General features: G+C 74.2%; 16 protein-coding genes. 11 read left to right on the forward strand and 5 right to left on the reverse strand.

Going from position 1 to position 24,753, the window contains the following annotated elements:
- Positions 1-49: 49 nt before the first annotated feature.
- From OG435_RS32275 to OG435_RS32295, 5 genes are all read left to right on the forward strand, one after another.
- Positions 50-343 (forward strand): DUF503 domain-containing protein, encoded by a 294-nt coding sequence (locus OG435_RS32275; protein WP_030161467.1) that lies wholly within the window; start codon positions 50-52, stop codon positions 341-343.
- A gap of 27 nt (positions 344-370) precedes the next feature.
- On the forward strand, positions 371-853 hold the full coding sequence (rbfA, locus tag OG435_RS32280; RefSeq protein WP_266881408.1) for a 30S ribosome-binding factor RbfA: 483 nt from the start codon (positions 371-373) through the stop codon (positions 851-853).
- Positions 853-1,761 carry a tRNA pseudouridine(55) synthase TruB gene (gene truB / locus OG435_RS32285; protein ID WP_266881409.1) on the forward strand — a complete coding sequence of 303 codons (909 nt, stop codon included), beginning with the start codon at positions 853-855 and terminating at the stop codon, positions 1,759-1,761. The genes rbfA and truB overlap by 1 nt, the downstream gene beginning before the upstream one ends.
- 290 nt (positions 1,762-2,051) lie before the next feature.
- Positions 2,052-6,308, forward strand: a complete 4,257-nt coding sequence (locus OG435_RS32290) for a serine protease (protein WP_266881410.1) — start codon at positions 2,052-2,054, stop codon at positions 6,306-6,308.
- A gap of 57 nt (positions 6,309-6,365) precedes the next feature.
- A complete protein-coding gene (locus OG435_RS32295; RefSeq protein ID WP_266881411.1) occupies positions 6,366-7,322 on the forward strand; it encodes a bifunctional riboflavin kinase/FAD synthetase in 957 nt (318 codons plus the stop codon).
- 124 nt (positions 7,323-7,446) lie between these two features.
- On the opposite strand, the gene OG435_RS32300 is transcribed toward OG435_RS32295, so the two are convergent.
- From OG435_RS32300 to eccE, 3 genes are all read right to left on the reverse strand, one after another.
- Entirely contained in the window at positions 7,447-10,068 is a 2,622-nt protein-coding gene (locus OG435_RS32300) for an SCO5717 family growth-regulating ATPase (protein ID WP_266881412.1), read from the reverse strand.
- A gap of 1,776 nt (positions 10,069-11,844) precedes the next feature.
- Positions 11,845-12,696: a hypothetical protein gene (locus OG435_RS32305; RefSeq protein WP_266881413.1), complete on the reverse strand. Its 852-nt coding sequence runs from the start codon at positions 12,694-12,696 to the stop codon at positions 11,845-11,847.
- Positions 12,693-13,976, reverse strand: coding sequence for a type VII secretion protein EccE (gene eccE / locus OG435_RS32310; protein ID WP_266881414.1), 1,284 nt, complete (start codon positions 13,974-13,976; stop codon positions 12,693-12,695). The genes OG435_RS32305 and eccE overlap by 4 nt, the downstream gene beginning before the upstream one ends.
- Positions 13,977-14,235: 259 nt before the next feature.
- Here eccE and eccB point away from each other — a divergent pair, with 259 nt between their 5' ends.
- The 4 genes from eccB to OG435_RS32330 all read left to right on the forward strand — a co-directional run bounded on the left by eccB (position 14,236) and on the right by OG435_RS32330 (position 18,033).
- Complete coding sequence (eccB, locus tag OG435_RS32315) at positions 14,236-15,834, forward strand: type VII secretion protein EccB (RefSeq protein WP_266881415.1); 1,599 nt, start codon at positions 14,236-14,238, stop codon at positions 15,832-15,834.
- Positions 15,834-17,108, forward strand: coding sequence for a type VII secretion-associated serine protease mycosin (gene mycP, locus OG435_RS32320; RefSeq protein ID WP_266881416.1), 1,275 nt, complete (start codon positions 15,834-15,836; stop codon positions 17,106-17,108). Before eccB ends, mycP begins: the two co-directional genes overlap by 1 nt.
- 214 nt (positions 17,109-17,322) lie before the next feature.
- Positions 17,323-17,664, forward strand: a complete 342-nt coding sequence (locus OG435_RS32325; protein ID WP_266881417.1) for a WXG100 family type VII secretion target — start codon at positions 17,323-17,325, stop codon at positions 17,662-17,664.
- A gap of 60 nt (positions 17,665-17,724) precedes the next feature.
- Positions 17,725-18,033, forward strand: a complete 309-nt coding sequence (locus OG435_RS32330) for a WXG100 family type VII secretion target (RefSeq protein ID WP_266881418.1) — start codon at positions 17,725-17,727, stop codon at positions 18,031-18,033.
- A 72-nt stretch (positions 18,034-18,105) separates the two neighbouring features.
- On the opposite strand, the gene OG435_RS32335 is transcribed toward OG435_RS32330, so the two are convergent.
- Both OG435_RS32335 and eccCa read right to left on the reverse strand, forming a co-directional pair.
- Entirely contained in the window at positions 18,106-18,351 is a 246-nt protein-coding gene (locus OG435_RS32335) for a DUF397 domain-containing protein (RefSeq protein ID WP_254385841.1), read from the reverse strand.
- Positions 18,352-18,487: 136 nt separating this feature from the next.
- Entirely contained in the window at positions 18,488-22,465 is a 3,978-nt protein-coding gene (gene eccCa / locus OG435_RS32340) for a type VII secretion protein EccCa (protein ID WP_266881419.1), read from the reverse strand.
- A gap of 235 nt (positions 22,466-22,700) precedes the next feature.
- Between eccCa and eccD the strand changes: the two genes are divergently transcribed.
- Entirely contained in the window at positions 22,701-24,206 is a 1,506-nt protein-coding gene (eccD, locus tag OG435_RS32345) for a type VII secretion integral membrane protein EccD (protein ID WP_266881420.1), read from the forward strand.
- A gap of 173 nt (positions 24,207-24,379) precedes the next feature.
- A complete protein-coding gene (rpsO, locus tag OG435_RS32350) occupies positions 24,380-24,667 on the forward strand; it encodes a 30S ribosomal protein S15 (RefSeq protein ID WP_243337509.1) in 288 nt (95 codons plus the stop codon).
- The last annotated feature ends 86 nt before the right edge of the window (positions 24,668-24,753 follow it).

Below are 24,753 nucleotides of genomic sequence, written 5' to 3' on the forward strand. Positions count from 1 at the left end.
GACGGCCGGCAGGCCACCGAACCCGCACCGGCGGGATATCCGGAACTGCATGTACGTGGGGACTCTGTCCTTCGATCTGCTCCTCGGCGACGTTCACTCGCTGAAGGAGAAACGCTCCGTCGTCCGGCCCATCGTGGCCGAGCTCCAGCGCAAGTTCTCTGTGAGCGCGGCTGAAGTGGGCGACCAGGACCTGCACCGCAGGGCCCGTATAGGGGTCGCTCTGGTGAGTGGGGACACGGGGTTCCTCTCGGATGTACTGGACCGCTGCGAGCGGCTGGTCGCGGCACGTCCGGAAGTGGAGCTGCTGTCGGTACGCCGGCGGCTCCACGGTGATGAAGACTGACCGCAAGACGAAGAAGGAGACGGACCAGTGGCCGACAATGCGCGGGCGAAGAAGCTGGCGGACCTCATCCGGGAGGTGGTGGCCGAGAAGCTGCAGCGCGGCGTCAAGGACCCCCGCCTCGGTACGCACGTGACCATCACGGACACCAGGGTCACCGGCGACCTGCGGGAGGCCACGGTCTTCTACACGGTGTACGGCGACGACGAGGCGCGGGTCAGTGCGGCTGCGGGTCTGGAGAGCGCCAAGGGCGTTCTGCGCTCCGCGGTCGGCCGGGCGGCGCAGACCAAGTTCACGCCGACCCTGACGTTCGTGGCGGACGCCCTTCCGGAGACCGCCAAGAGCATCGAGGACCTCCTGGAGAAGGCGCGGACCTCCGACGCCCAGGTGCGCGAGGTCTCCTCGGGCGCGAAGTACGCCGGCGACGCCGACCCGTACAAGAAGCCCGATGAGGACGACGCCGACGACGCTGCCGCCGACGCCGCCGACGAAGACGGGGACGCATCCGCGTAATGAGCACCAACGCAGGGAAGACGCCGGACGGCCTGGTCATCGTCGACAAGCCGTCCGGCTTCACTTCGCACGACGTGGTCGCCAAGATGCGGGGGATCGCCAAGACCCGCCGCGTCGGCCACGCCGGCACGCTCGACCCGATGGCGACGGGCGTGCTGGTCCTGGGCGTCGAGAAGGCCACCAAGCTCCTCGGCCACCTCGCGCTCACGGAGAAGGAGTACCTCGGCACCATCCGGCTGGGCCAGGACACCCTGACGGACGACGCCGAGGGCGAGATCATCTCGTCCACGGACGCCACCGGGGTCACCCGACAGGGCGTGGACGCGGGCATCGCCAAGCTGTCCGGCGAGATCATGCAGGTCCCGTCCAAGGTCAGCGCCATCAAGATCAAGGGCGTGCGCTCCTACAAGCGCGCACGTGACGGCGAGGACTTCGAGATCCCGGCCCGTCCGGTGACCGTCTCCTCCTTCCAGGTGTACGACATGCGGGAGGCGGAGGCCGAGGACGGCACCAAGGTCGTCGACCTCGTCGTCTCCGTGGTCTGCTCCAGCGGTACGTACATCCGCGCGCTCGCGCGGGACCTGGGCGCCGACCTCGGCGTCGGCGGGCACCTCACGGCGCTGCGGCGCACGCGGGTGGGCCCGTACAAGATCGACCGGGCGCGCACGCTCGATCAGCTCCAGGAGGAGCTGACCGTCATGCCGATCGGCGACGCGGCGGCTGCCGCGTTCCCGCGCTGGGAGCTCGACGCCCGGCGGGCGTCGCTGCTGGCGAACGGCGTGCGGATCGACATGCCGGACGAGTACGAGCCCGGCAAGGCGGTCGCGGTCTACGGGCCGGACGGGCAGCTGCTCGGGCTCGTCGAGAGCAAGGGCGGCAAGGCGAAGTCGCTCGCCGTCTTCGCCTGACGCCGTTTCCCCGGTGCTGTTCCTCTGATGCTGTCGACCGGCCGGCCCTTCGGGCCGGCCGGTTCTCTTTTGACGTGGAGCGGCGAGCGCACAGGACTGCTGCTCGCCGCTCCACGACCCCCCTCGGGTAGGTCTCTATCCACCCGGACCCCCTTATTCACCCGTCTGAGCAGGCGCTCGGAGTGAATGGAGGGAGCGTAAGGGGGCGCTTTCGCCTCGCGTGCTGTTCCCGCTGATCTTCACCTGCCTACGGTCGTGGCTACGGGGCACGCGCGGCGGGGAGTGGTGCGGTGACGGCGGAACTGATCAGGATCTGCGATCTCGCCGGACGGCCGCGGGGGAGCGGCTTCGTCGCGGACGACCGCGGGACGGTGCTCACCAGCCACGAGGCGGTGGACGGACTGGCCCGGATGGTCCTGCACGGGCCGGCGCCGCAGGAGCGGAGCTGGCGGGCCGGGGCCTCGGACGTGACCGCCCTGCCGGAGCTGGGGCTGGCGCTCGTACGCAGCGACGGGCTCGGGGCACGGCCGCTGCCGGTCGCGCCGCGGGGGGTGATCGCACCCGGGACGTACGTACGGCTGTCCGCGCGGGGCTGGCGCCAGGCACGGGTGCTCGGCCCGGCCGAGGCCGCCTACCCGGCGGCCGACCGGCTCCACCTGCTCCCGGCCGCGCTGGAACTGGCCATCGGCACCGACGGCCGCGACGCGCTGCGGCTCGGCGGCGAGGCCTGCGGGGGCCCGGTGCTGGACGCCGGGACCGGAGCGGTGCTCGCGGTCCTGTGCACCGCTCTGCAGGCGGAGCACCGCTGCGGGGGCTTCGCCGTGCCCCTCGCCGCCGCGGCTGCCGCCGATCCGGGCGGACCCCTCGCCGCGCTGCTGGAACGCAACGCCGCCACCGTGCCGGGCCACGGCGCCGACCTGAACCTCGCCGGAGCCCTCCAGCTCACCGGGACCACCCTGGGCGTGGCCCTGCGCGCCCTCGCCGCCGGGGGACCGGAGCCGGTGGATCGCCCGGCCCTCGCGGCCGAACTGGACGCCTTCACCGCCGGGGACCGCCCGGTCCTCGCACTGGTCGGCCGTCCCGGCACCGGCCGCACCACCGCCCTGGCCGCCCTGGCGGTCCGCCGAGCCCGCGGCCCCCGCCCGGCCCCGACCCTCTGGCTGCGCGGCGCCGACCTGCGGGCCGGGGACACCTCGCTGGCCGACGCGGTGGCGCGGGCCCTGGCGGAGGCGGGACGGATCCTGGAGGTGCCGGCCGCCGGACCGGACCGCGGCCCCGACCCGGCATCGGCGTGCACTTCGGCTTCGGCTTCCGCTTCGGCTTCGGCGCTGGCCTCGCTCGTGGCCTCGGCCGGGCGGCCCCTGCTCGTCGTCCTGGACGGGCCCGAGGAGATGCCGCCGCGGCTCGCGGGGCGGGCCGGGCCGTGGACCGGCGCCACCGCCGCCTGGCTGGAGGCGACCGGGGCGCGGCTGGCCGTGGCCGCCCGTCCCGAGCACTGGGAGTCGGCGGGGCGGCTCTACCCGCCGCGGATGCTCCGCACCCCGGCCCGGCCGGCCCGGCGGCTGCCGCCCGCGGTCCCGGTCGGAGATCTCACTCCCGGGGAGGCGGAGCAGGCCCGGGCCCGGCTGGGGATCCCGGCCGACGCCGTCGCGGGCGCCGACGCCCGGCATCCGCTCACGCTGCGGCTGCTCGCGGAGATCCGCGCGGCCGGGGTCACCGACGGCTGTCCGTCCCGTGACGAGGTCTTCGCCGCGCACCTGGACCTGCTGTGCCTGCGGGTGGCCGTCCGGGTGTCCGCCGCGCACCCGCAGCCCCGTAGACCCGGCGGGGGCGCGGAGCCGGACGGGGCCGGGGTCCACGGGCCCGGTGCGGACCGGCTGGCCGCGCGGGTGGCCGGGCGCGTGCACGAAGCCGCCCGGCGGTGCCTGGGTCCGGGCCGGGGTCAGTTGGACCGGGCCTCCTTCGAGGAACTGTTCCCCTGGCGCTCGGGCTGGGCCTCGGCGGTGCTAACCGAAGGGCTGCTGGTGCCCGCCGGCGAGGGGTACCGCTTCGCCCACGAGGAGCTCGCCGACTGGGTGCAGGCCGCGCACCTGGATCTCCCGGCCGCCCTGGCCACCCTGGGCCGGGACGTCCCCCGCCACCGCATCGGTCCCGTACTGGAGGCCCTGCGCCTGCTCCCGCCCGGGGAGCGGGCAGCCGGGCTGGAGCGGCTCGTGGCCCTCCTCGACGGCGCCGAAGGCCCCGAGGCGACCTGGTGGGCCGCCCGCCTCGTGGGGGAGACCCTGCTCGTCCTCCCCGACGCCACGCCGTACCTGCCGCTCCTGCACGGCCTCGCCACCCGCCTGACGGGGCCGGAGCCCGGGCCGAGGGGGACCCCCGAAGCACACCCCTCCCCGACTGACTCCTCCTGGCCCGGCAATTCCCCGGCCGGCGCCTCCGGACCCGGCGGCTCCCCGGCAAGTCACTCCTGGGCTGGCGGCTGCCCGACTGGTGCTTCGCCGTCGGGTGCCTCCTCGGCCGACACCTCCTCGGCGGGTGCCTTCCGGGCCGACAACTCCTCGGCAAGCTCCACTCCGGCTGGCGCCTCCCCGGCCGGTGCTTCGCCGTCGGGTCCCTCCTCGTCCGACACCTCCTGGTCTGGCGGCTCCTCGGCAAGCTCCTCCCAGGCCGACACCTCCTCGGCGGGTGCCTCCGGGGCTGGCGGCTCCTCGGCTGGCGGCTCCCAGGCCGACACCTCCTCGGTGGGTGCCTTCTGGGCTGGCGGCTCCTCGGCAAGCCCTTCCTCGGCTGGTGCCTCCTCGGCGGATGGCTCCCCGGCCGGTGCCCCCTCGGCGGGTGCCTCCGGGGCCGGGGGCTCCCCGGCTGGTGCTTCGTCGTCGGGTCCCTTCCCGGCGGGCGGCTCCTCGGCCGGGGGCTCCCCGTCGGGCCGTTCACCGGCGGGCCCCGCGCCGGCCGGGTCCGTGGCCTATGCCGGGGCCCTGGGGCGTACGGGGCCGGCGGGTGCCACCGGGTGGGCGGGAGCCGGTGGCTTCGGGGGGCCGTGGATTCCCGCCCAGGGCGGAGCATCCGGGGCAGGCGGGAGGCAGCTGCGCCCCGAGGTGGCTGCCGGTGGCACCGCACGCGTCGGCGGCGCCGGGGCGCCGGCCGGGCCCGGGCAGGGCCGGGAGGACGAGGGGGAGTTCGGGGCGGGGTTCTGGAGCCGGGTACGGGTCGCCGAGGCCGAACGGTTCGAGCTGCTGCGGCGGCTGCTGCCCCATGACCACCGGCTCCTCGACGCCGCCGCCCGGCGGCTGGTCCGGGCACCGCAGCTCGTGCAGCCGCTGCTCTGCGGCTGGTTCCGCGACGAGCGGCGGCTGCACGGGCGGCCCGGGGCCACCGTCGCCACCGCCGCACAGGCGTTGCTGCACACCAACCGCAGCCTCGCCGTCGACGACCTCACCGAGGCGCTCGTCACCGCCGCGCACCCCCGCGCCGACGAGCTGCTCGCCGTACTCGCCGAGGACGAGCCCTCCGCCCTCAGCCGCGCCGTGGACCGCTGGGCCCACGACGAACGGCCCGGCCGCCGGGTCGCGGCCGCCGCGTACGGGCCGCTCACCGCCCCGCACGTGCGCACCCCCGCCGACCGCGAGCTGCTGCGCTACGCCGCGCAGGCCCTCCTCGCCCGCCCCGCGGACGCCTCCCTGCACGGCAGCGCCCTCGGGATCCTGCTCCGCGACCCCCAGGTACGGGCCCGCTACCTCCCCGAGGCCCTCGCCTGCTTCCGCGACCCCGGTCGCGGCCGGCGGCTGCCCGCCGCCGCGCTGGTCGCCGCGCTGCCCGTGCTGCCCGACCCGGACTCGGTGTTCGCCGCCCTGCGGGAGCGGGCCGACGGGGAAGTGGTGCGCGCGCTGGCCGCGCTGACCACGCCGGGCCTGGCGCGGCGCGCGGCCGACCTCGTACGGGACCACCTCGCGCGGCACCCGCAGGACGCGCCGCACGCCGCCGAGTTCCTGGAAAGGCGGCTCGAACAGGGCCTGGCCGCCGCCCCCGTGCTCCGCCCGCTCGTACGGGACCTGCTGGGCTCCGGTCCGCCCCCGGTCCGGGCGGCGCTGGCCCGCGTACTGGCCGCCCCGGGCACGGAGCCCTCGTACACGCTCCGCGGCGAGCTGGCCGAGGAGCTGCTCCGCGAGGAGCTCGACCCGTCCGTGCTCGACGCCTTCCTCGGCGCGCTGGCGGCGGGCGCGGCCACCGGCGCGCCGCCGGACCGTACCCGGGACCTGCTGCGGCGCACCGGCCGGCAACTGCTGCGGGCACCGGGCGGCCCGGCCGTCTTCGAGCGGCGCACGGTCGAGCTGGCGCGGGCCGAACCGGCCTTCGGCGCGCTCGTGGCCCGCTGGCTGGAGCGGGCGCCGCAGGAGGCGGCGGCGCTGCTGGGGCCGAGCGCGCGCCGGACCGTCGAGACCCTCGCTCGGAGCACGTGCCCCGGCACGTCTCGCAGCGCGCCCCGGAACGCTTCCCCGCCGGACGACGCCGATGATGGGCAGCGGGCACCGGCATGGCAGTCTTAGACCTGCAATCGGCAACCAGGACGTGGGCCCAAAGGGTTCGGGCGAGGAGCGGTCACAGTGCAGCGCTGGCGTGGCTTGGAGGACATCCCCCAGGACTGGGGACGCGGCGTCGTCACCATCGGCTCCTACGACGGCGTCCACCGGGGTCATCAGCTGATCATCGGCCGCGCCGTGGCCAAGGCGCGCGAGCTCGGCGTCCCCTCCGTGGTCGTCACCTTCAGCCCGCACCCGAGCGAGGTCGTCCGCCCCGGCAGCCACCCGCCGATCCTGGCCCCCTACGACCGGCGCGCCGAGCTGATGGCCGGGCTGGGCGTGGACGCGCTGCTGATCCTGCCCTTCACCGCGGAGTTCTCGCAGCTGTCCCCGGCCGACTTCATCGTGAAGGTGCTCGTCGACAAGCTGCACGCGCTGGCGGTCATCGAGGGCCCGAACTTCCGCTTCGGCCACAAGGCCGCCGGGAACGTCGAGTTCCTGCGCCAGCTCGGCGCCAGCTACGACTACGAGGTCGAGGTCGTGGACCTGGTGGAGCGCGGCGAGGCGGGCGGCGGCGTGCCGTTCTCCTCCACGCTCGCGCGCAAGCTGGTGGCGCAGGGCGACATGGACGGCGCGGCCGAGATCCTGGGGCGCCCGCACCGGCTCGAGGGCGTCGTGGTGCGCGGTGCGCAGCGCGGGCGCGAACTCGGCTACCCGACGGCGAACGTGGAGACGCAGCCGCACACCGCGATCCCGGCCGACGGGGTGTACGCGGGCTGGCTGACGGCGGACGGCGAGCGGATGCCGGCGGCGATCTCGGTCGGCACGAACGTGCAGTTCGACGCGACCGAGCGGACCGTGGAGGCGTACGCGATCGACCGGGTCGGGCTGGACCTGTACGGCATGCACGTGGCCGTCGACTTCCTCGCCTACGTGCGCGGGATGGCGAAGTTCGATTCCCTGGACGGGCTGTTGGAGGCCATCGCGGACGACGTGAAGCGCGCGCGGGTGCTGACGGACGCGTACGACGCGGAGCGCTGACGAGCGGTCGCAGCACGGGCGAGGGCCCGTACCGTCCCGGGGATTCCGGGGGCGGTACGGGCCCTCGTGCGTGCGCCGGCCGGGTGAGCCCGGCCGTCACCCGTCGGTCGTCACCCCTCAGCCGTCAGCCCAGGCGCGGGTCGCGCGGGGGCCCGCCGGGCTGGGGCGGCTGGGGCTGCGGCTGACCGGGCTGCTGGGGCCAGGGCTGGCCGGGGGTGGGGTAGGGCTGCTGGCCGTACGGGGCCTGCGGCGGCTGGGGCGGGGGCTGCTGAGGCTGCTGGTGCTGCTGCGGGTAGGCCTGCTGGGGCGGCTGCGGCTGGCCCCAGTGGTTCTGGGGCGCTTGCTGCTGGGCGCGGATGAAGTCCTCGGCGACCAGGGCGGAGAGGTTGAAGTAGGCCTCGCGCGTCTTGGGCCGGAGCATGTCGAGATCGACCTCGGCACCCGCCGCGAGGTGGTCGTCGAACGGGACCACGACGACACCGCGGCAGCGGGTCTCGAAGTGCCGCACGATGTCCTCGACCTTGATCATCTTGGCGGTCTCGCGGACCCCCGAGATCACGGTGAGGGAGCGCGAGACGAGGTCGGCGTACCCGTGCGCGGAGAGCCAGTCGAGGGTGGTGCTGGCGCTGCTCGCGCCGTCCACCGACGGGGTCGAGATGATGATCAGCTGATCGGCCAGGTCCAGGACCCCGCGCATGGCGGAGTAGAGGAGGCCGGTGCCCGAGTCGGTGAGGATGATCGGGTACTGGCGGCCGAGCGTCTCGATGACCCGGCGGTAGTCCTCGTCGTTGAAGGCCGTCGAGACGGCCGGGTCCACGTCGTTGGCGATGATCTCCAGGCCGGAGGGTGCCTGCGAGGTGAACCGGCGGATGTCCATGTACGAGTTCAGGTACGGGATCGCCTGGACCAGGTCCCGGATCGTCGCCCCGGTCTCGCGGCGCACGCGGCGGCCGAGGGTACCGGCGTCGGGGTTCGCGTCGATGGCCAGGATCTTGTCCTGGCGCTCGGTGGCGAGGGTGGCGCCGAGGGCGGTGGTGGTCGTGGTCTTGCCGACGCCGCCCTTGAGGCTGATGACGGCGATCCGGTAGCAGGACATGACCGGCGTGCGGATCAGCTCCAGCTTGCGCCGCCGCTCCGTTTCGGCCGCCTTGCCGCCGAAGCGGAACAGGCCGCCGCCGGAGGGGGCGTTGTTGCCGCTCCGCGCCTTCTGCCGACCGCGGAGCAGGCGGTCGGAGGACAGCTCGACGGCGGCGGTGTAGCCCAGGGGGGCGCCGCCGGAGGGCTGGGGGGCGCCGTAACGGGGGTCGTGCCCGTGGGGTCCCTGCGGTCCCTGGGGGCCTTGGGGGCCTTGGGGGCCCGGCGGACCCTGCTGCCACTGGGCGCCGCGAGGATCGGCGTACTGCGGCGGCTGAGGCTGCGGCTGCGGCGGCTGGGGTGCGGGCGGGGGGAACCCGTAGCCGGGGTCCTGCTGCGGGGCCTGCGGGGCCTGTTGCGGGGCCTGCTGCGCGGGCGGGAATCCGTACCCGGCGTCGGGCGTCTGGGGGCGGGCCTGGGGCTGGGGCTGCACGGGCGGTTCGATGGCGTACCCGACCTGGGGGTCCGCGGATGCCGTCAACTCGGCAGGCCACTCCGGGAGTTCAGGGCCGGATGCCGAATCGGCTCCGGTGGATCCCTCGAACGGGTTCGCCGCGCGCGGCGTGGGGATGACCGTCCCGGCGGGGGGAGTGGGCGTACGTACGACTGCGGGCGGCGCGGAGTTCGGGTACGGCGGCTGGGCGTCGTACGAAGCCGGTGCGTCCGGCCGGGCGTGCGGGGGCGTGCCGTGCTCGGCGCCGGTGGGCACGGAGGCGTACGGGTCGCTCAAGGGGCCCTGATCGGCAGGGGAGTCGACGGTCGGCGCCGGTGCGTGGGGCTCGCCGGGGGAGGCCTGCAGGCCCGCGGGATCGGTGGCACCTGCGGAACCCGGACCGGCGGGTGCGTCGGCCTGCGGCGCGGAGCTGTCCGGAGCCGCCGGAGCCGCCGGGACCGGCGGCAGGGCGGGGCTCGGTGCCGGGGCGTGCGGCGGGACGGCCGCATCCGGGGCGGACGGATACGCGGGGCCCGGGCCGCCCGCGTACGGCGGCAACCCGGTGCCCGAGGGCGGAGTGTGGGGCGGGGTGGCGCTGCTCGAGGCCGAGGGGTACGACGGCCCTGCGGAGTCCGGGGCCGGGGCCGGGGTCGGGGTCCAGGCCGGTGCGGGGTCTGCCGCGACCGAGGGGTCCGACGGCAGTCCAGTGCTCTGGGCCGACGGGTGCGGCGTGGCGGCAGTGTCCCGAGCCGACGGGTACGCCGGGGCGGAGGTGCCGGGGGCCGGGGCGTAGGGCGCGACCGGAGTGCCCGGAGCGCCCGGGGTCGGAACGTACGGTGCGGCCGCGGGGTCCGCGGGCAGTGGCGTCGGTGCCTCGGGGGTGCCCGGGTACGGTGGGGCCGAGGCCGGTGCCGGGTTCGACGCCGCGCGCGGGGCGGGCGGCGCGATGCGCATCGTCGGAGGGGTCTCCAGGTCCGAAGGAGGTCGGTGGGGCTCGAAGCCGCTGCCTTCGGGCAGGCCCGGGATCGCGGCCGCCGCCGGAGCCGCGCCCTGCGTGTACCAGGCCGGCGGGGTGTAGTCGATGGTGAACTCGCCCGTCAGCTCGGGCTCCGCGTCGGACTGATCGTCCGTCGGGACGTCCCACGTCCCGCCGCGCCTCTCGTTCCGATCGCCGCTCACTGGTCCTCCTGATCTGTCGAACACTGGTCCGGCGTCCCACCGGGCCACGCCGGCGCCCAGCCTAATCGTGCCCTGCCGCCGGTATCCGCCCCCGTCTGCCCGTACCCGGGGTGGATCACGGGCCGGGGCCGCCTCCATCCTGCCCATACGGTCGGGCCCCGGCCAATCCCGTCGCCCCGAGCCGGTCGCCGGCTGCCCGCCGACGGGGTGGGCGGGCCGGTCCCCATCCACCCGTTCCCGCCCTGCGGATCCCCAATCTGTTCGTGCACGTCCGGTGCGACCTTGTGGCGCTGGCCGTTGGGGTGCGGCCTGTTCCGGCGCCGGCCGTGGCGTGCCGTCGGCTGGGCGCCTGCCTGTCCGTGGCCCGCCGTTGCCGGGGGCTCGTTCGGCTCAGCCTGCCGGTGGCCGGGGTGGCCGGGGTGGCTGGGGTGGCCGGGGTGGCCGGGGTGGCCGGGGTGGCCGGGGTGGCCGGGGTGCGCCGTGCGCCGCTTGCGTGGTGCGGGTCGGGGGCCCTGCGGGGCGGAGTCCCCTACCCGCCCTTCCACCGTTCCCAGGGCTCCGCCCTGACCCGGTCCTCAAACGCCGGACGGGCTGGATGGGGCCCCGGGCTCGCCCGACTCACCGGGTGGCAAGGGCCCGTGGCCCGGCCCGGTCCGGCTCGGCTCTGCCCATGGCCCGGCCCGGCTGTCCTCCGCTCTGCCCGGCCCGGTCCGGCTCGGCTCTGCCCGGCTCCGCTCGGCCCGGTGCGGCTCTGCTCCGCTCGGCCCGACTCGGCTCTGCCCGGTCCGGCCAGACTCGGCCTGGCCTGGCCCGGCCTGTCGGCTCCGGTTCAGGTTTCCAGGCGCTGTCGGTTCCGGTCCTGTTGGACAGCGGCTCGCCTGCTCCTGGCCCGTCGGTCCCCGGCTCGTTCGGCTCAGCCCCGTCGGTCCCCGGCGCGTTCCGGTCAGTCCTGCCTGTTCCTGGCTTGCTGGTTCATGGGGCCGTCGGTCAATGCCACGCACCTGCATGCTCCGCCGGTTCCCGGCCCACGCCGGTTGGTGGCACGTCTGAGCACATCCCGCCCACGCACCGCTCCGTCGGACGGTTCCTGCGGTGCCGCCGCCATGGGCTGCTCTGCTCTCGATCTGCCTTGGGCGGCCCGCTCGTTCGGGCTCACCGATTCCAGCTGTCCGCCGCCGGAACGGCTCGCCGTTGCCATCCCGCCGGTTACCGGACCCACACGCTCTGCCCGCTTCCGTTCCGGCGGGCGGCCGGTCCCGTGGAAGTCCCGTAAGCCGCGCACATGCAGCCGTGCCCCACCGGCATCCCGAGCCACGATCCCCCGAACCGGCACCCCCGGGTATCCACCCCACGGCCCCGGGTCCCCCGTGAGGGTGAACCTCACCGCGCCCCGGGCTCCACGGGCAGGCGCCCGCGCCCCGGGCTTCGCCGGGCCGGTACCTGTACCCCGGGCTTCGCCGGGCCGGTACCTGTACCCCGGGCTTCGCCGGGCCGGTACCCGTACTCCGGGCTCCGCCGGGCAGGCGTCCGCGCCCCGGGCTTCGCCGGGCCGGTACCCGTACTCCGAGCCCCGCGGGCAGGCGTCCGCGCCCCGAGCTTCGCCGGCCGGTACATGTACTCAGGGCTTCGCCGGGCCGGTACCCGCACCCCAGGCTTCGCCAGCCGGTACCTGTACCCCGGGCTTCGCCGGGCCGGAACCCGCGCCCCGAGCCCCGCCGGCAGGCACCCGCACCGTAGCCCCGGGCTCCGCCCCGCCAGGGCGTCGCCCGTCCCGGTTCAGTCGATGCGCCGTGCCGGGCCCAGTAGGCCCGTCTCCCCGTCCGTCGGCTGCGTCATCACGAACTGCCGGTCCCGCTCGGTGCACCACAGCGTGACCCCGTCGCCCAGCGTCGGCAGGGACTCCACCACCGCCGCGGGCAGCCGCATCAGGCGGCCGAGTTGCTCCGCTTCGTCGGGGGAGACCCGCTGGATGCCGACCAGGGAGGCGTTGCGCACCAGTCGGGGAGCCGCCGGGCTCAGGTACGGGAGCAGGGTCAGGACCGACTGCCAGGGTCCCGCCGCCACGCGGCCCCGCGGCGGCCGCATCCCGCAGTCGCGGATCACCAGGACCGGACTGCCCGCCGAGGCGCCCTGCGGCGGCACCCGGCCCACGTCGTGCAGGGTCACGCACTGCTGGCCCCCGCCCGCGGCCTGCGCCAGACCGGACCACACCTGGCCGCGCCCGGTCTCCACCGTCACCCGCGCTCCCGTGGCAGCGGCCCGCAGGGCCAGGACCTGCGCCGTCCACAGGCCGCCGATCAGCGTGAGCTCGTACGGAGACGGCCGGTTGATGCCGAGGACCGCCGGGCGGCCCCCCGAGTCCACGCCGATGACGACCCCGTCGTCCCCGACGGGCAGCGCGAGCTCGTCCAGCTCCGCCGCCTGAACCACGTGCCGCTCCCGGCGCGGGCCGATCAGCCCGAACCCGCCGCGCGTCGATCCCGTTCCGGAGCGCGATGCCGCACCGGATCCCGAAACCGATCCGGGTCCGGGTCTGGATGCGGATGCGGATCCGGATGCGGATCCTGAAACTCCAGATCCCGGTCGAGATCCCGGTCCCGATCCCGCTCCCGAACGAGAGCCCCTCATCGCGTCCCCCCCAGCGGCAGCGAAGCCAGCAGCCCCGGCACCTGCTCCCGGTCCAGCCGCACCAGCCCCGCCTTGACCCCCCGGGCCGTCTGTTCCAGGCCGCGCCGCGCGGTGATCAGTTCCTCGTCGCTGCGCCCCGTGACGCGTACGTGCCCGGTCAGCGCGACCTCGTGCCGCGCCGCCGGGGTCATGGTCAGGCTGAAGTTCGTGGCCAGCGCCGGCAGCGAGGTCAACAGCGCGACGAACTGCGGAAGTCCCGCCCCGCTCCCGCCCAACTGGGGCCAGCGGCTGATCCAGTACGTGGTGTGCCGCCGGTCGTCGCAGCGCCAGGTCCGCGGGGTCTCCTCGGTGCGCCGCCCCGTGGCCGCCGAGCGGCCCGCCTGGGTGATCGCCATCGGGTTCGCGCACGAGGACGTGGCCAGTGCGCCCGTCAGCTCCTGCTCCGTGAGCACCGTCGCGCGGAACCCGGCCCCCGCGAGCCTGCTCGCCAACTGGTCCGCGACCCGCACCAGACACCGCTGCGCCCCCGGCAGTCCGCCCCCGCGCGCGGTGACCGCGTCGGGGCACAGCTCCGGGTCCAGCTTGAGCGCGATCCACGTGAGGCGTACGGCCGGGCTCCCGGTCAGGGCCTGGAGCGGGGCGTAGTTGCGCGCGGCCATCGACTGGGCCGGCAGGTGCGGTGCGGGCGCCGGCTGGGTGTGCTGCACGAGCTGCGCGGACTCCAGCCGGATGCCGTCCACTTCGAGGACGTCCCGTACGAGGGCCAGCGGCAGCGGCCGCGCCGCCCGGTCGGGGCGCAGCGCGGTGGCGTCCATGTCGACCTGGACCACCGCGGTCAGGAAGGTGCCGTCGCCGACCATGCCGACGGGCCGCCGGTCACGATCCCGCTCCCGCTCGCTGAACGTGAGCGTCCGCAAAGCCGGGTCGGCCTCGACGAGCGGGGCCAGCCCGGGCTCCGTACCGGCCGGCACCGCCGTGGCGGCGGCCCGGCGGCGGCGTGCGCGCAGCGCCAGGGCGCCGCCGATCCACTCGGGCAGCGAGCGCCGGTGCCTGCGTACGACCGCGAGCAGCACGAGGACCAGGGCGAGCACACCGGCCGGCGCCAGCAGCAGCGGATCCACGACCCAGGCCGCCAGCAGCGCCGCCGCGGCGACCTGGAGCAGCACGAGTTGTTGCAATCGGAACGGGCCGAAGCGCCCCGGACCGGACTTCGGATGCGGCGTCACTCCGGCGCGCGCGGGTGCGGGCGTCCCGGTCCGCGGCCTCACGGCAGTGGCCATCACTCGGACACCTCACCTTTCCGGGGTTCGTACCCCTGAGCCCGGCAGCACGCGCGACAGCCGGCCGCTCGCCCCCGGAATCTCCCCAACCCGCCCCAACACCCCTGTTTCCCCCGGCCCGGAAGGCGTGGAGCGGCTGCCTCACCCTACCCGGCCCCCAACCGGCCCCCGTCAGGAGGCATAGTAGGTGGCCGGTCGGACAACAGAGGCCCGGCGACCGTACTCACCGACCGGGCCGTGCGGGGAGAATCAGGCGGCCATGGCCTCACGACGTGACGAGCTCAACGCGTACACCTTTGCGAAGCGACGCACGGTGGCCGCGTTCCTTCAGCCTTCGGCGAGCGGGTCGGAGGAGGGCGCTCCGCGACCGCTGCGCGCCGTCCTGCCCGGTGTGATCACCGCCGCGCTCGTCCTCGCCGCCTTCGGAGCCTGGGGGATGTTCAAGCCGACGGCCCCCAAGGGCTGGGACACCCCCGGTGACCACGTCATCGTCGGCAAGGATTCGACGACCCGCTACGTCGTCCTGACCACCAAGGTCGACGGCACGGACCAGACCCGGCTGCACCCGGTCCTCAACCTCGCCTCCGCCCGGCTGCTCCTCGACCCGTCCAAGGCCAAGGTCGTCCAGGTGGAGGACAAGGTGCTGGACGCGGGCAAGCTCCCGCGCGGCCCCATCATCGGCATCCCCTACGCCCCCGACCGGCTGCCCGCCCCCGCGGAGGCGGGCAAGGCCAAGCGCTGGGCCGTCTGCCAGCAGCCCGGCGGCAACGGCAAGGGCGTGCAGACGGCCGCCTTCGTCCTCGCCGACCGCGAGGCGAACCTGATGGACGACGGGCGCCGGCTCTCCGACTCCCAGGCCCTGTACGTCCAGAGCACCGGCACGGGCAAGGGTCGCTACCTCGTCGACGCGACGGGCACGAAGTACAAGTTCCCCGAAGGCACCGCGGACGCCCGCACGATGACCAACGCCCTCGTCGGCGGCAGCGCCGTCCCACAGCAGGTCACCGAGGAGTGGCTGGCCACCCTCGGCTCCGGCGACGACCTGGCCTTCCCCGAGCTGCCGGGCGCGAAGGCCGGAACGGCCGCCGGCGTCAAGGGCCTGGCCAGCAAGGACGACAAGGTCGGCATGGTGCTGAAGGCCATGACCGGTTCCGGCGTGCAGCACTACCTGGTGCTGCCCGGCAAGGTCGTCCCCGTCTCCGACTTCGTCGCCTGGCTGATGATCTCCTCGCCCGCGACCGACCGGCTCGACATGCACGGCAAGGCCGATGAGGTGGACATGCAGTCCATCAACCCGGAGCGCACGTTCTTCAAGGGCGACGCGAAGTGGCCCCAGAAGAAGACCGCGCGGATCAACGAGGTCCGCGCCTCCTCAGCATCCTCCTCTGCCTCCGGCGCGGACGGCGCCCGCGACACCGTCTGCAGCGTGCTGCGCTCCGTCGACGCCAAGGGCCGCCAGACGCTGAGCACCTGGGCCGGCACCGGATTCCCCGTCGACATCACCGCCAGCGGTACGAGCGCGTACGTCACCCCCGGCACCGGCCTGCTCTACACCCAGGCCCAGGGCCGCCAGACCACCGCGGGCGGCGCGCTCTTCCTGGTCACCGACACCGGCCTGCGGTATGCCGTCCAGGCCAACGGCGACAGCGACGCGGCCCAGCCCTCACCCGGACCGAGCGCGAGCCCCGGCCAGGGCGGGGAGGCCACCTCCGACGGCCGCCCCGCACCGAGCCAGGCCCAGGCCCGGCTCGGATACGCGGACGTGGTCCCGGTGACGGTGCCCATCGCGTGGTCGGAGTTCCTCTCCAAGGGGCCCCGCCTCGACAGCAACGCGGCCCGACAGCCCCAGGGTTCGTGATGCGGAGCACCGTGAAGCCCGCCCTCGCCGCCCTGCTGGCGGCCGCCGCCCTCACCCTGGGGGCCGCGCCGCAGCCCTCGTACGCGAGCCTGCGCGAGCCCTCGTACACGAGCCCGCGCGAGCCCTCGTACCCCTTGCTCCTCGCGGGCGCCGGCGAGTGCACCTTTCCGATGAAGAAGCAGATAGAGGACCGGCCCTGGTCGCTCCAGCGCCTGCTGCTCGACGAGCTCTGGGCGGACACCAAGGGCCGCTCCAAGGACGGCAAGAGCGTCCGCGTGGCCGTCATCGACACCGGCGTGGACCGGGTCAACCCGCAGCTCAGCGGCGCCCTCGACATCGCGGCCGGGCGCGACTTCCTCGACGCCAAGGGCGACGGCACCGCGGACACCGTCGGGCACGGCACCAAGGTCGCCGGGCTCATCGCGGCCCGCCCGAATTCCGATACGGGCTTCGTCGGGCTCGCCCCCGAGGCCACGATCATCCCCATCCGGCAGAACGACGGACAGGGCGGCGGCAACGCCCAGACCCTGAGCGAGGCCATCACGCACGCGGTGGCCAAGGGCGCCCAGGTCATCAACATCTCGCAGGACACCGAGCAGCCGATGACCCAGGACTCCAAGCTCGGGCAGGCCGTGAAGAAGGCGGTCGAGGCCAACGTGGTCGTCGTCGCCTCGGCCGGCAACGACGGCCTCACCGGGAAGAAGCGCCCCACCTACCCGGCGGCCTTCCCCGGCGTCCTGGCCGTGGGCTCCTCGGACCGCAACAACGAGCGCGCCGCCTTCTCCCAGCCCGGCTCCTTCATCGGGATCGCGGCGCCCGGGGTCGACATGCTCTCCACCGTCCCCGGCTTCGGCCAGTGCGTGGACAACGGCACCAGCTTCTCCGCGCCCTACGTCGCCGGGGTCGCCGCCCTGCTGCGCGCCAAGCACCCGCAGTGGACCGCGCAGGAGGTGATCTGGCAGCTCCAGAACACCGCCGAGCGCTCCGTCAACGGCCACGACGACTACGTGGGCTGGGGCGTGGTCGACCCGGTCCGCGCGCTCACCCAGTCCGCCGTGGGCGCGGAACCCCCCAAGGCCCCCGTACCGGACCCCGGGCCGCCGCCCGCGGCGGCCCCGGAACCGGCCGCGATGCAGATGACCGAGACGGCGCGCGAACGCGACGAGCGGCTCGGTACGTACGCGCTGGGAATCGGCGGCGTCCTCATCGCCGTGATCGCCGGCACCGCCACGGTGGTCCGGGAGGCACGGAACCGAAGGCGCCGTTTGCAGTGAACGGTCACGGTTCCGAGACAGATCCCCAAGGGCCGTGTTGGGTCGCACCGATCAACTGACTACAGTGTTCGGAGGCTTCACGACTGTGACCGGGGATGGCGCGTGGAGCGGAGGGCATCCGGGGGCGGGTGGCTGAAAACCGCTCCCTCGACGTGCCGCTCCGCCGCGCGATCCGCCGGTTCTGTCTGGCGAATTGAGAGATGAGGAGCTTCGGATGACCAACAATTTCGGACTCGCTGATGACCCGGTAAAGCAGGCACTGAACAAGATTTCGGAGACCGCCGACAGCGTCACCCGGCAGTCCCGGGAGCTGGCGGACATCCTCGCCACCGTCAGTGCGGGCTGGACCGGCGTGGGTGCGTCGGGGTTCACCTCCGCGCAGACCGTCGTCAACGAGGACCACGACGAGATCCGCCGGCTGCTCGGCGTCCTGCACAACGCGGTCGGACAGACCAAGAACCTGAGCAACGCGCAGGACGACGACGTGGTCTCGGCGTTCCAGTCGGTCAAGGCGTCCAGCGGCGGTGGCAACACCTCCGCCCTCAACGGGATCTGACCGGCGGGATCCGACCCGCTTCCCCACCCACCTGCCCCGCCCCGTGCGAAGGAGAAGAGCATGACCGCGAACGACGGGCACACCAAGGTCCAGTACGAGAGCGTCCAGATGATGGCGGACCGCATCCGCATCGTCTCGGACAACATCAAGAAGGACCTCGACGAGATGGGCGCGGCCCTGACGGTCGTCACGGACACCTGGGACGGCGAGGCGCACATCCAGTACGTCGAGCTGCAGCGCAAGTACAACGCCAAGGCCGACCACATGCGCGCCCAGCTGCGCCTCGTCGCGGACCTCATCGAGCGCGGCAAGAACGACTACCGCGCCACCGACGTGAAGGCCTCGCGCCTGTTCACCGAGGCCTACTAGGCCCGGGCACGCAAGGACATGGGGAAGGGGCGCGCCCGCACCGGGCGCGCCCCTTCCCCATGTGTACACGCCCTAGCGCGGATCCCGGTCCAGATCGAACTCCCCGTCCCGGGCCCCGAGTACGAACGCCTCCCACTCGGCCGCGGTGTAGCGCAGCACCGTGTCCCGGTCCAGCGAGGACCGCATCGCCACCGCTCCCTCGGGCAGCCGGGCGATCTCGACCCGCTCCTCGTCGGGAGAGGTGCCGGGCGGGCCCTCCCACTCGACGCCGCTGATGTCGAGCCCGTACAGCTCGTCCTTCTCCTGCTGAGTGCCCATGCGCGGCCTCTCCTTCGGTGGTGCGTTCCCTGCCGATTATCGACGGTGACCAGCCGCGCGCGGGGGGCTTTCCGCAAGGCTCCGCGAGAGCCTCCGCCCCGCGCGCACGGCCCGGCTCCCCGCCCGGCTCCCCGCCCTACATCCCCGGCATCCGGCCGATCTGGATCAGCGAGGCCCCGCGCTTGCGCGAGACGAAGGAGGCCCGGCCCGGAGGCATGGGACGCGGCCGCACGCTGCCGACCAGATCCCCCTCGGACGGATCGCCGGACAGCACCACGCCCTGCGCGCCCAGCTCCTTGATCCGCTGCATGAACGGCTCGTACAGCGCTCGCGAGGCGCCCGCCGAGCTGCGCGCGATGATGAAGCGCACCCCCGTGTCGCGCGCGAACGGCAGGAACTCCACCAGCTGCGCCAGCGGATTGCCCTGGCTCGTGGCCACCAGGTCGAAGTCGTCGATGATGATGAACACGTCCGGCCCCGTCCACCAGCTGCGGTCGCGCAGCTGCTGCGGGGTGACGTCCTGCGGGGGCTGGCGGCGGGCGAACACCCCGGCCAGCGCCTCCATGTGCATCTGCAGGGAGCTCGCCATCGGCGCGTACTCCAGCAGGTGCTCCTCCGGCAGCGCGCCGAGCAGGCTGCGCCGGTAGTCGCCGACCACCAGCCGTGCCCGGTCCGGGCCGTAGCGCTCCGAGATCCGCTGCGCGATGAGCCGCAGCAGGTTGGTCTTGCCCGACTCGCTCTCGCCGAACACCAGGAGGAAGGGGTCGGTCTCGAAGTCGACGAACACCGGCTCCAGCTCGGTCTCGTCGATGCCGATCGCGATCCCGCGCTCCGGGTACTCCCCGCCCTTGGGGAGCTGGTCCGCGTGCAGCAGCCGCGGCAGCAGCCGCACACCGGGGGCCGCCTGGCCCGTCCAGTTCTGCTTCACGGCGTCCACGAAGGCGGCCGTGGCCTCCGACAGGTCGTCCGCCGCGTGCGAGCCGTCGACCCGCGGCAGCGCGCCCAGGAAGTGCAGCTTCTCCGCGACCTGACCGCGGCCCGGCATCCCCGCGGGGACGTTCGCCGCCACCTTGCGGTCGAACTCGGAGTCCATGACATCGCCGAGGCGCAGTTCCAGCCGGCTGAGGATCTGGTCCTTCAGCGCGGCCCGGACCTCCATGTACCGGGCGACCGTGATCACCACGTGGATGCCGTATCCCAGCCCGCGGGACGCGATGTCCGTGACGACCTGCTCCAGGGCCTCGTACTCGCCCCGGAAGCCGCCCCAGCCGTCGACGACCAGGAACACGTCGCCCCAGGCCTCCCCGGGCAGCTCGCCCGCGGCCCGTCGGCGCCGGTAGGTGCCGATCGAGTCGATGCCGTTCGCGCGGAAGAACTCCTCGCGCCGGCGCAGCACCCCGGCCACCTCCGCGACCGTGCGCCGCACCCGCTCCGGGTCCAGCCGGGAGGCGATCCCGCCCACGTGCGGCAGTTCGGCGAGCGAGGACAGACCGCCGCCGCCGAAGTCCAGCCCGTAGAACTGCACCTCGCGCGGGGTGTGCGTGAGCGCGAACGAGGAGATCAGCGTCCGCATCAGCGTGGACTTGCCCGACTGCGGGCCGCCGACCACCATCATGTGGCCCGCCGCACCCGAGAAGTCCCGGTACAGCACCTCGCGCCGCTGCTCGAAGGGCTTGTCGATGAGCCCGAGCGGTACGACCAGCCCGCCCGGCCGCGTGTACCCCTCCGCGTGCAGTCCGCGCTCCGCGCTCGGCGCCAGCGCCGGCAGCAGCTGGTCCAGCGGCGGAGCCTGGTCCAGCGGCGGCAGCCACACCTGGTGCGCCGGCACCCCCTGCCCCTCCAGCCGTCCCACGATCACGTCCAGCACCGTGTCCGCCAGCGCGTCGTCCCCGGCCCGCGCCTCCTGCTCCGCGCGCGCCGACAGGTACGCCGGGTCCGGGGCCGCGTACACCACCGGCACCGGCGCCGCCGTGAACAGCGCGGGCCGCCGCTCCACCGGGAACAGCCCGACCGACAGGTCGGGCCCGCCCGAGCGGTAGGTGCCCGAGACGTACGCCGCCTTGAAGCGCGTCATCTCGTCCGTACCGAACTTCAGGTAGCCCGAACCGGGCACCGACGGCAGGTGGTAGGCGTCCGGCACGCCGATCGCGGTCCGCGACTCCGCCGCCGAGAAGGTCCGCAGACCGATCCGGTACGACAGGTACGTGTCCAGCCCGCGCAGCTTGCCCTCCTCCAGCCGCTGCGAGGCCAGCAGCAGGTGCACGCCCAGCGACCGGCCGATGCGGCCGATCTGGATGAACATGTCGATGAAGTCCGGCTTCGCGGTCAGCAGCTCGGAGAACTCGTCGATGACCAGCACCAGCGAGGCCAGCGGCTCCAGCGGAGCACCCGCCGCGCGGGCCTTCTCGTAGTCGTGGATGTTCGCGTAGTTGCCCGCCGAGCGCAGCAGCTCCTGGCGGCGCTGCAGCTCGCCGCGGATCGAGTCGCCCATGCGGTCCACGAGCGTGAGGTCGTCCGCCAGGTTGGTGATGACGGCCGCGACGTGCGGCATCTGCCCCATCCCGGTGAAGGTCGCACCGCCCTTGAAGTCCGCGAGTACGAAGTTCAGCGTCTCCGAGGTGTGCGTGACGGCCAGTCCCAGCACCAGCGTGCGCAGCAGCTCCGACTTGCCCGAACCGGTCGCGCCCACGCACAGCCCGTGCGGACCCATGCCCTCCTGCGCGGCCTCCTTCAGGTCCAGCATCACCGGAGAGCCGTCCTCGCCGACCCCGATCGGCACGCGCAGCCGCTCGCCGGCGGAGCGCGGCCGCCAGGTCCGGGCCACGTCCACGGCGGCCGCGTCGCCCAGGTTCAGCAGGTCGGTGAAGTCCAGGTTGGCCAGCAGCGGCTCGTCCTCGTCCCCGCCGCCCGTCCGCAGCGGCGCCAGCTGCCGGGCCAGGGCCTCGGCCGCCGGCAGCGACAGGGTGTCCGGCAGACCCTCGTAGGCGAAGCCCGCACCCGACTCCAGCCGCAGCCGGCCCGGCCGCACCACGACCGACAGCCCGCCGCGCGCCTCGTCCAGCTCGCCCGCCACCACCTCGACGACGGTGACGCCCTGAAGCCCCTCGGCCGCGGCGAACACCGAGTCCGGCGGCACCAGACCCCCGCGGGAACCCGAGTCCAGTACGAGCACCACGTGCGGCTGGTCCAGCACGGGGGAGCCCTCCCGGCTGAACCGGGGCCGCCCCTCCAGCCGGGAACCGAGCAGCCCCTCCAGCTCCGCGAGGTCGTCGCCGAACAGCCGCTTCGTGCCGGCCCCGTCGATCTGACCCAGCAGCTGGGTGTGCGGCAGCCACTTCACCCAGTCCCACTCCGCCACCGAACCCGGGGCCGCCACCACGGCCACCATCAGGTCCTCGGGGGAGTGCAGCGTGGCCAGTTGCGCCACCAGCGCCCGCGCGGTGCTCCGCGCCGACTCGGGCTCCCCGGAGACCGTCACGTGGTAGAACGCCCGCAACGACACCGCCATCGGCAGCCCGTCCAGCGAGGAGTGTACCCGCAGGAACCGCTGCATGGCGCCCGCCGCCAGCGGCTCCAGCTCGTCCACCGGCGCCGTGTCCGGAGCCACCAGCGGGGTCGCCAGACGCTGCGCGCCCAGCCCCAGCCGGGCCTGCCCGAAGTCCGCGTCGCCGACCCGCCGCTCCCACAGCCGCGAACCCTCGGCCACCACCGACCACAACTGCTCCGGAGCCGGGTGCAGATACAGCTGCGCGTCACGCTGGGCCCGCGCGGTCCTGCGTACCTGACGGCGGGTCTGAGCCAGGTACTTGAGGTAGTCCCGCCGGATATCGGCCATTTGCCCCTGTGTACCGCGCCGGTGCCGCACCAACTGCGCCACCAGCATGCCCACCGTCGACACCATCATCAGCACGCCCATGATGCGCATGAACGGCGCGGCGCCCGGCATGAAGAAGAAGACGGCCGACGAGCCCATCCCGAGCATCGGGAGGAGCTGCATCAGCACGCCCTCCTGCTGCCCCCGGGGCAGTTCCGGCGGCGCCTCCAGCCGCAGTTCGTCCGAAGGCACTTCGGGCGGCAGCGACCGGGGCGGACGTTTGACGACGATCTGGCTCACCGGAGCATCAATCCCTCGAAAACAGACGGGACGTCGCAACCGGCGCCCTCAAGTCCCGGGCGCGAAGGGGGTCTCCTCCGCAGAGAGGTGATCCTACTTGCCGACAGTCACCAGCCCTCCCGGTAGGGTGGCGCGCGCGGCATGCGCATCCGCGAATCGGCCGCGCACCGGAAGGCGGACCACCGCCCCCGGCGCACCCAGCACACCACCGCACACACCCACCGGGGGGCATCAGGTGAACACCGCCGAGGCGACCGGCTTCCGCAGGGTCACCGTCGTGGCTCCCGACAGCCGCATAGACGTAGCCCTCCCCGAGGACATCGCCGTCGCCGACATCTACCCCGAGCTGCTGCGCCTCACCGGCCAGACCCAGCCCGTCGGCGCACCCACCGGCTTCCACCTCGTCCTGCGCTCCGGCACCGTCCTCGACGGCGCCCGCACCCTCGCCGCCCAGCAGGTCCTCGACGGCGAAGTGCTCAGCCTGCGCCCCTTCGCGGAATCCCTGCCGCCCGCCGTCTTCGACGACGTCTCCGACGCCGTCGCCGCCGCCGTGGTGAGCGACCGCCACCGCTGGAGCGACGACATGCTGCGCGGCGCGGGCCTGACCGGCGCCGCCGTCCTCTTCGTCCTCCTCGGCTTCGTCCTCTGGTACGCCGACCCCGTCCTGCACGACATGCACGGACTGCCCGGCATCATCGCGGGCTCCGTCGGCGTGCTCCTCACCGCCGCCGCGGGCGTCCGTGCCCGGGTCTACCGCGACCGCGGCTCCGCCGTCGCCCTCGGCCTCGCCGCCGTACCGCACCTGCTGCTCGCAGGCGCCGGCATCATCGCCCCCGCCGCGGGCCAGGGCCCCGGCCGCCTGCAGTTCCTCCTCGGCTGCGTCTGCGTGCTCGTCGCCTCCGTCGCCCTCGTCGCCCTCACCCCGGACGGCGACGCACCCTTCGTCGCGACCACCTTCCTCGCCGCCACCGGGACCCTGGCCACGTTCGTCGCGATCGCCGCCGACGCCGGCGCGACCGACGCCGCGGCGGTCTGCGCCCCCGCAGCCATCGGCCTCGTCGCCTTCCTCCCCGGCCTCTCCGCCCGCTTCGCCCGGCTCCCCATCGGCTACGCCGCCCCGCGCAGCGCCGTGGCCGAGTACGAGACCCCGGACCGCTACGAGACCGACGCGTACGGTGAGCGCTCCGCCGCCGACCAGCACGACTCCGCGGGCCCCCTCGACGCCGAGGCCATCGCCGCCCAGGCCCGCCGCGGCCACGAGATGCTCCTCGGCCTTGTCGGCGGCTGCGCGGCCGTCGCCGTCGGCTCGGCCGCCGTCCTCGGCTTCTCGGACAACACCTGGGCCCGGCTCCTGGCCCTGGCCACCGGGCTCGCCATGCTGCTGCGCGCCCGCCTCTTCCGCTACACCTCCCAGGTCGCCTGCACCCTCGTGGCCGGCTTCGCCGCCCTCGGCCTGCTCGTCCTGGGCCTCGCGATGCACCCGCCGCTCGCCCTGCTCAAGGAGCTCGCGCTGTACGGGGACCACAGCGGCCTGGAGATCCGTACGCTCTGGCTGTCCGCCGCCGTCGCCGCCGGCGCGGCCCTCTTCGCCGGAATTGCATTGGTCATTCCCCGCAAGGGTCTGTCACCCTTCTGGGGGCGGCTCCTCGACCTCACCGAGGCGGCGGTCCTGCTCAGCCTGGTCCCGCTGGCCCTGGCCGTGCTCGACGTCTACGCCCGGGCCCGCGCTCTCACCAGCTGAGACGAGGGGCTGCGGCAGCCTGGTACGCTGTGTGACGGCCGTTTGTGTACGCGCTCCCGGAACGATTCCGGAGGCTGCGCTCAACGGACCCCGCCTCCCGAGTTACGGAAGATCCCCAGAGAATTCGACCTGGGGCACTCGGTGGCTATGTAGACCTATTACAAGGAGTACGCGTGCCGCTCGACGCCGCAGTCAAGAAGCAGCTCATCGCAGAGTTTGGTGCCAAGGAGGGCGACACCGGCTCCCCCGAGGTCCAGGTCGCGATGCTGTCCCGCCGCATCTCGGACCTGACCGAGCACCTCAAGTCCCACAAGCACGACCACCACTCCCGTCGTGGTCTGCTGATCCTGGTCGGCCAGCGTCGCCGCCTGCTGCAGTACCTGGCCAAGAAGGACATCCAGCGCTTCCGTACGCTGGTCGAGCGCCTCGGCATCCGCCGCGGTGCGGCCGGCGCCAAGTAAAGACGCTGTGAAGGGAGCGGTTCCCACATTGAGGGGGCCGCTCCCTTTGCTGTACGTGCGCGACGTACCGGACGCTTTGTAGTCTG

The sequence above is a fragment of the Streptomyces sp. NBC_01264 genome (assembly GCF_026340675.1).
In the GTDB taxonomy this organism is placed as follows: Bacteria; Actinomycetota; Actinomycetes; order Streptomycetales; family Streptomycetaceae; genus Streptomyces.

Coding starts and splice junctions, on each gene's coding strand:
- eccE (WP_266881414.1), bottom strand. CDS start 13,976: ATGGCCACTGCCGTGAGGCCGCGGACCGGGACGCCCGCACCCGCGCGC.
- mycP (WP_266881416.1), top strand. CDS start 15,834: ATGCGGAGCACCGTGAAGCCCGCCCTCGCCGCCCTGCTGGCGGCCGCC.
- OG435_RS32305 (WP_266881413.1), bottom strand. CDS start 12,696: ATGAGGGGCTCTCGTTCGGGAGCGGGATCGGGACCGGGATCTCGACCG.
- eccB (WP_266881415.1), top strand. CDS start 14,236: ATGGCCTCACGACGTGACGAGCTCAACGCGTACACCTTTGCGAAGCGA.
- truB (WP_266881409.1), top strand. CDS start 853: ATGAGCACCAACGCAGGGAAGACGCCGGACGGCCTGGTCATCGTCGAC.
- OG435_RS32330 (WP_266881418.1), top strand. CDS start 17,725: ATGACCGCGAACGACGGGCACACCAAGGTCCAGTACGAGAGCGTCCAG.
- OG435_RS32335 (WP_254385841.1), bottom strand. CDS start 18,351: ATGGGCACTCAGCAGGAGAAGGACGAGCTGTACGGGCTCGACATCAGC.
- OG435_RS32325 (WP_266881417.1), top strand. CDS start 17,323: ATGACCAACAATTTCGGACTCGCTGATGACCCGGTAAAGCAGGCACTG.
- OG435_RS32275 (WP_030161467.1), top strand. CDS start 50: ATGTACGTGGGGACTCTGTCCTTCGATCTGCTCCTCGGCGACGTTCAC.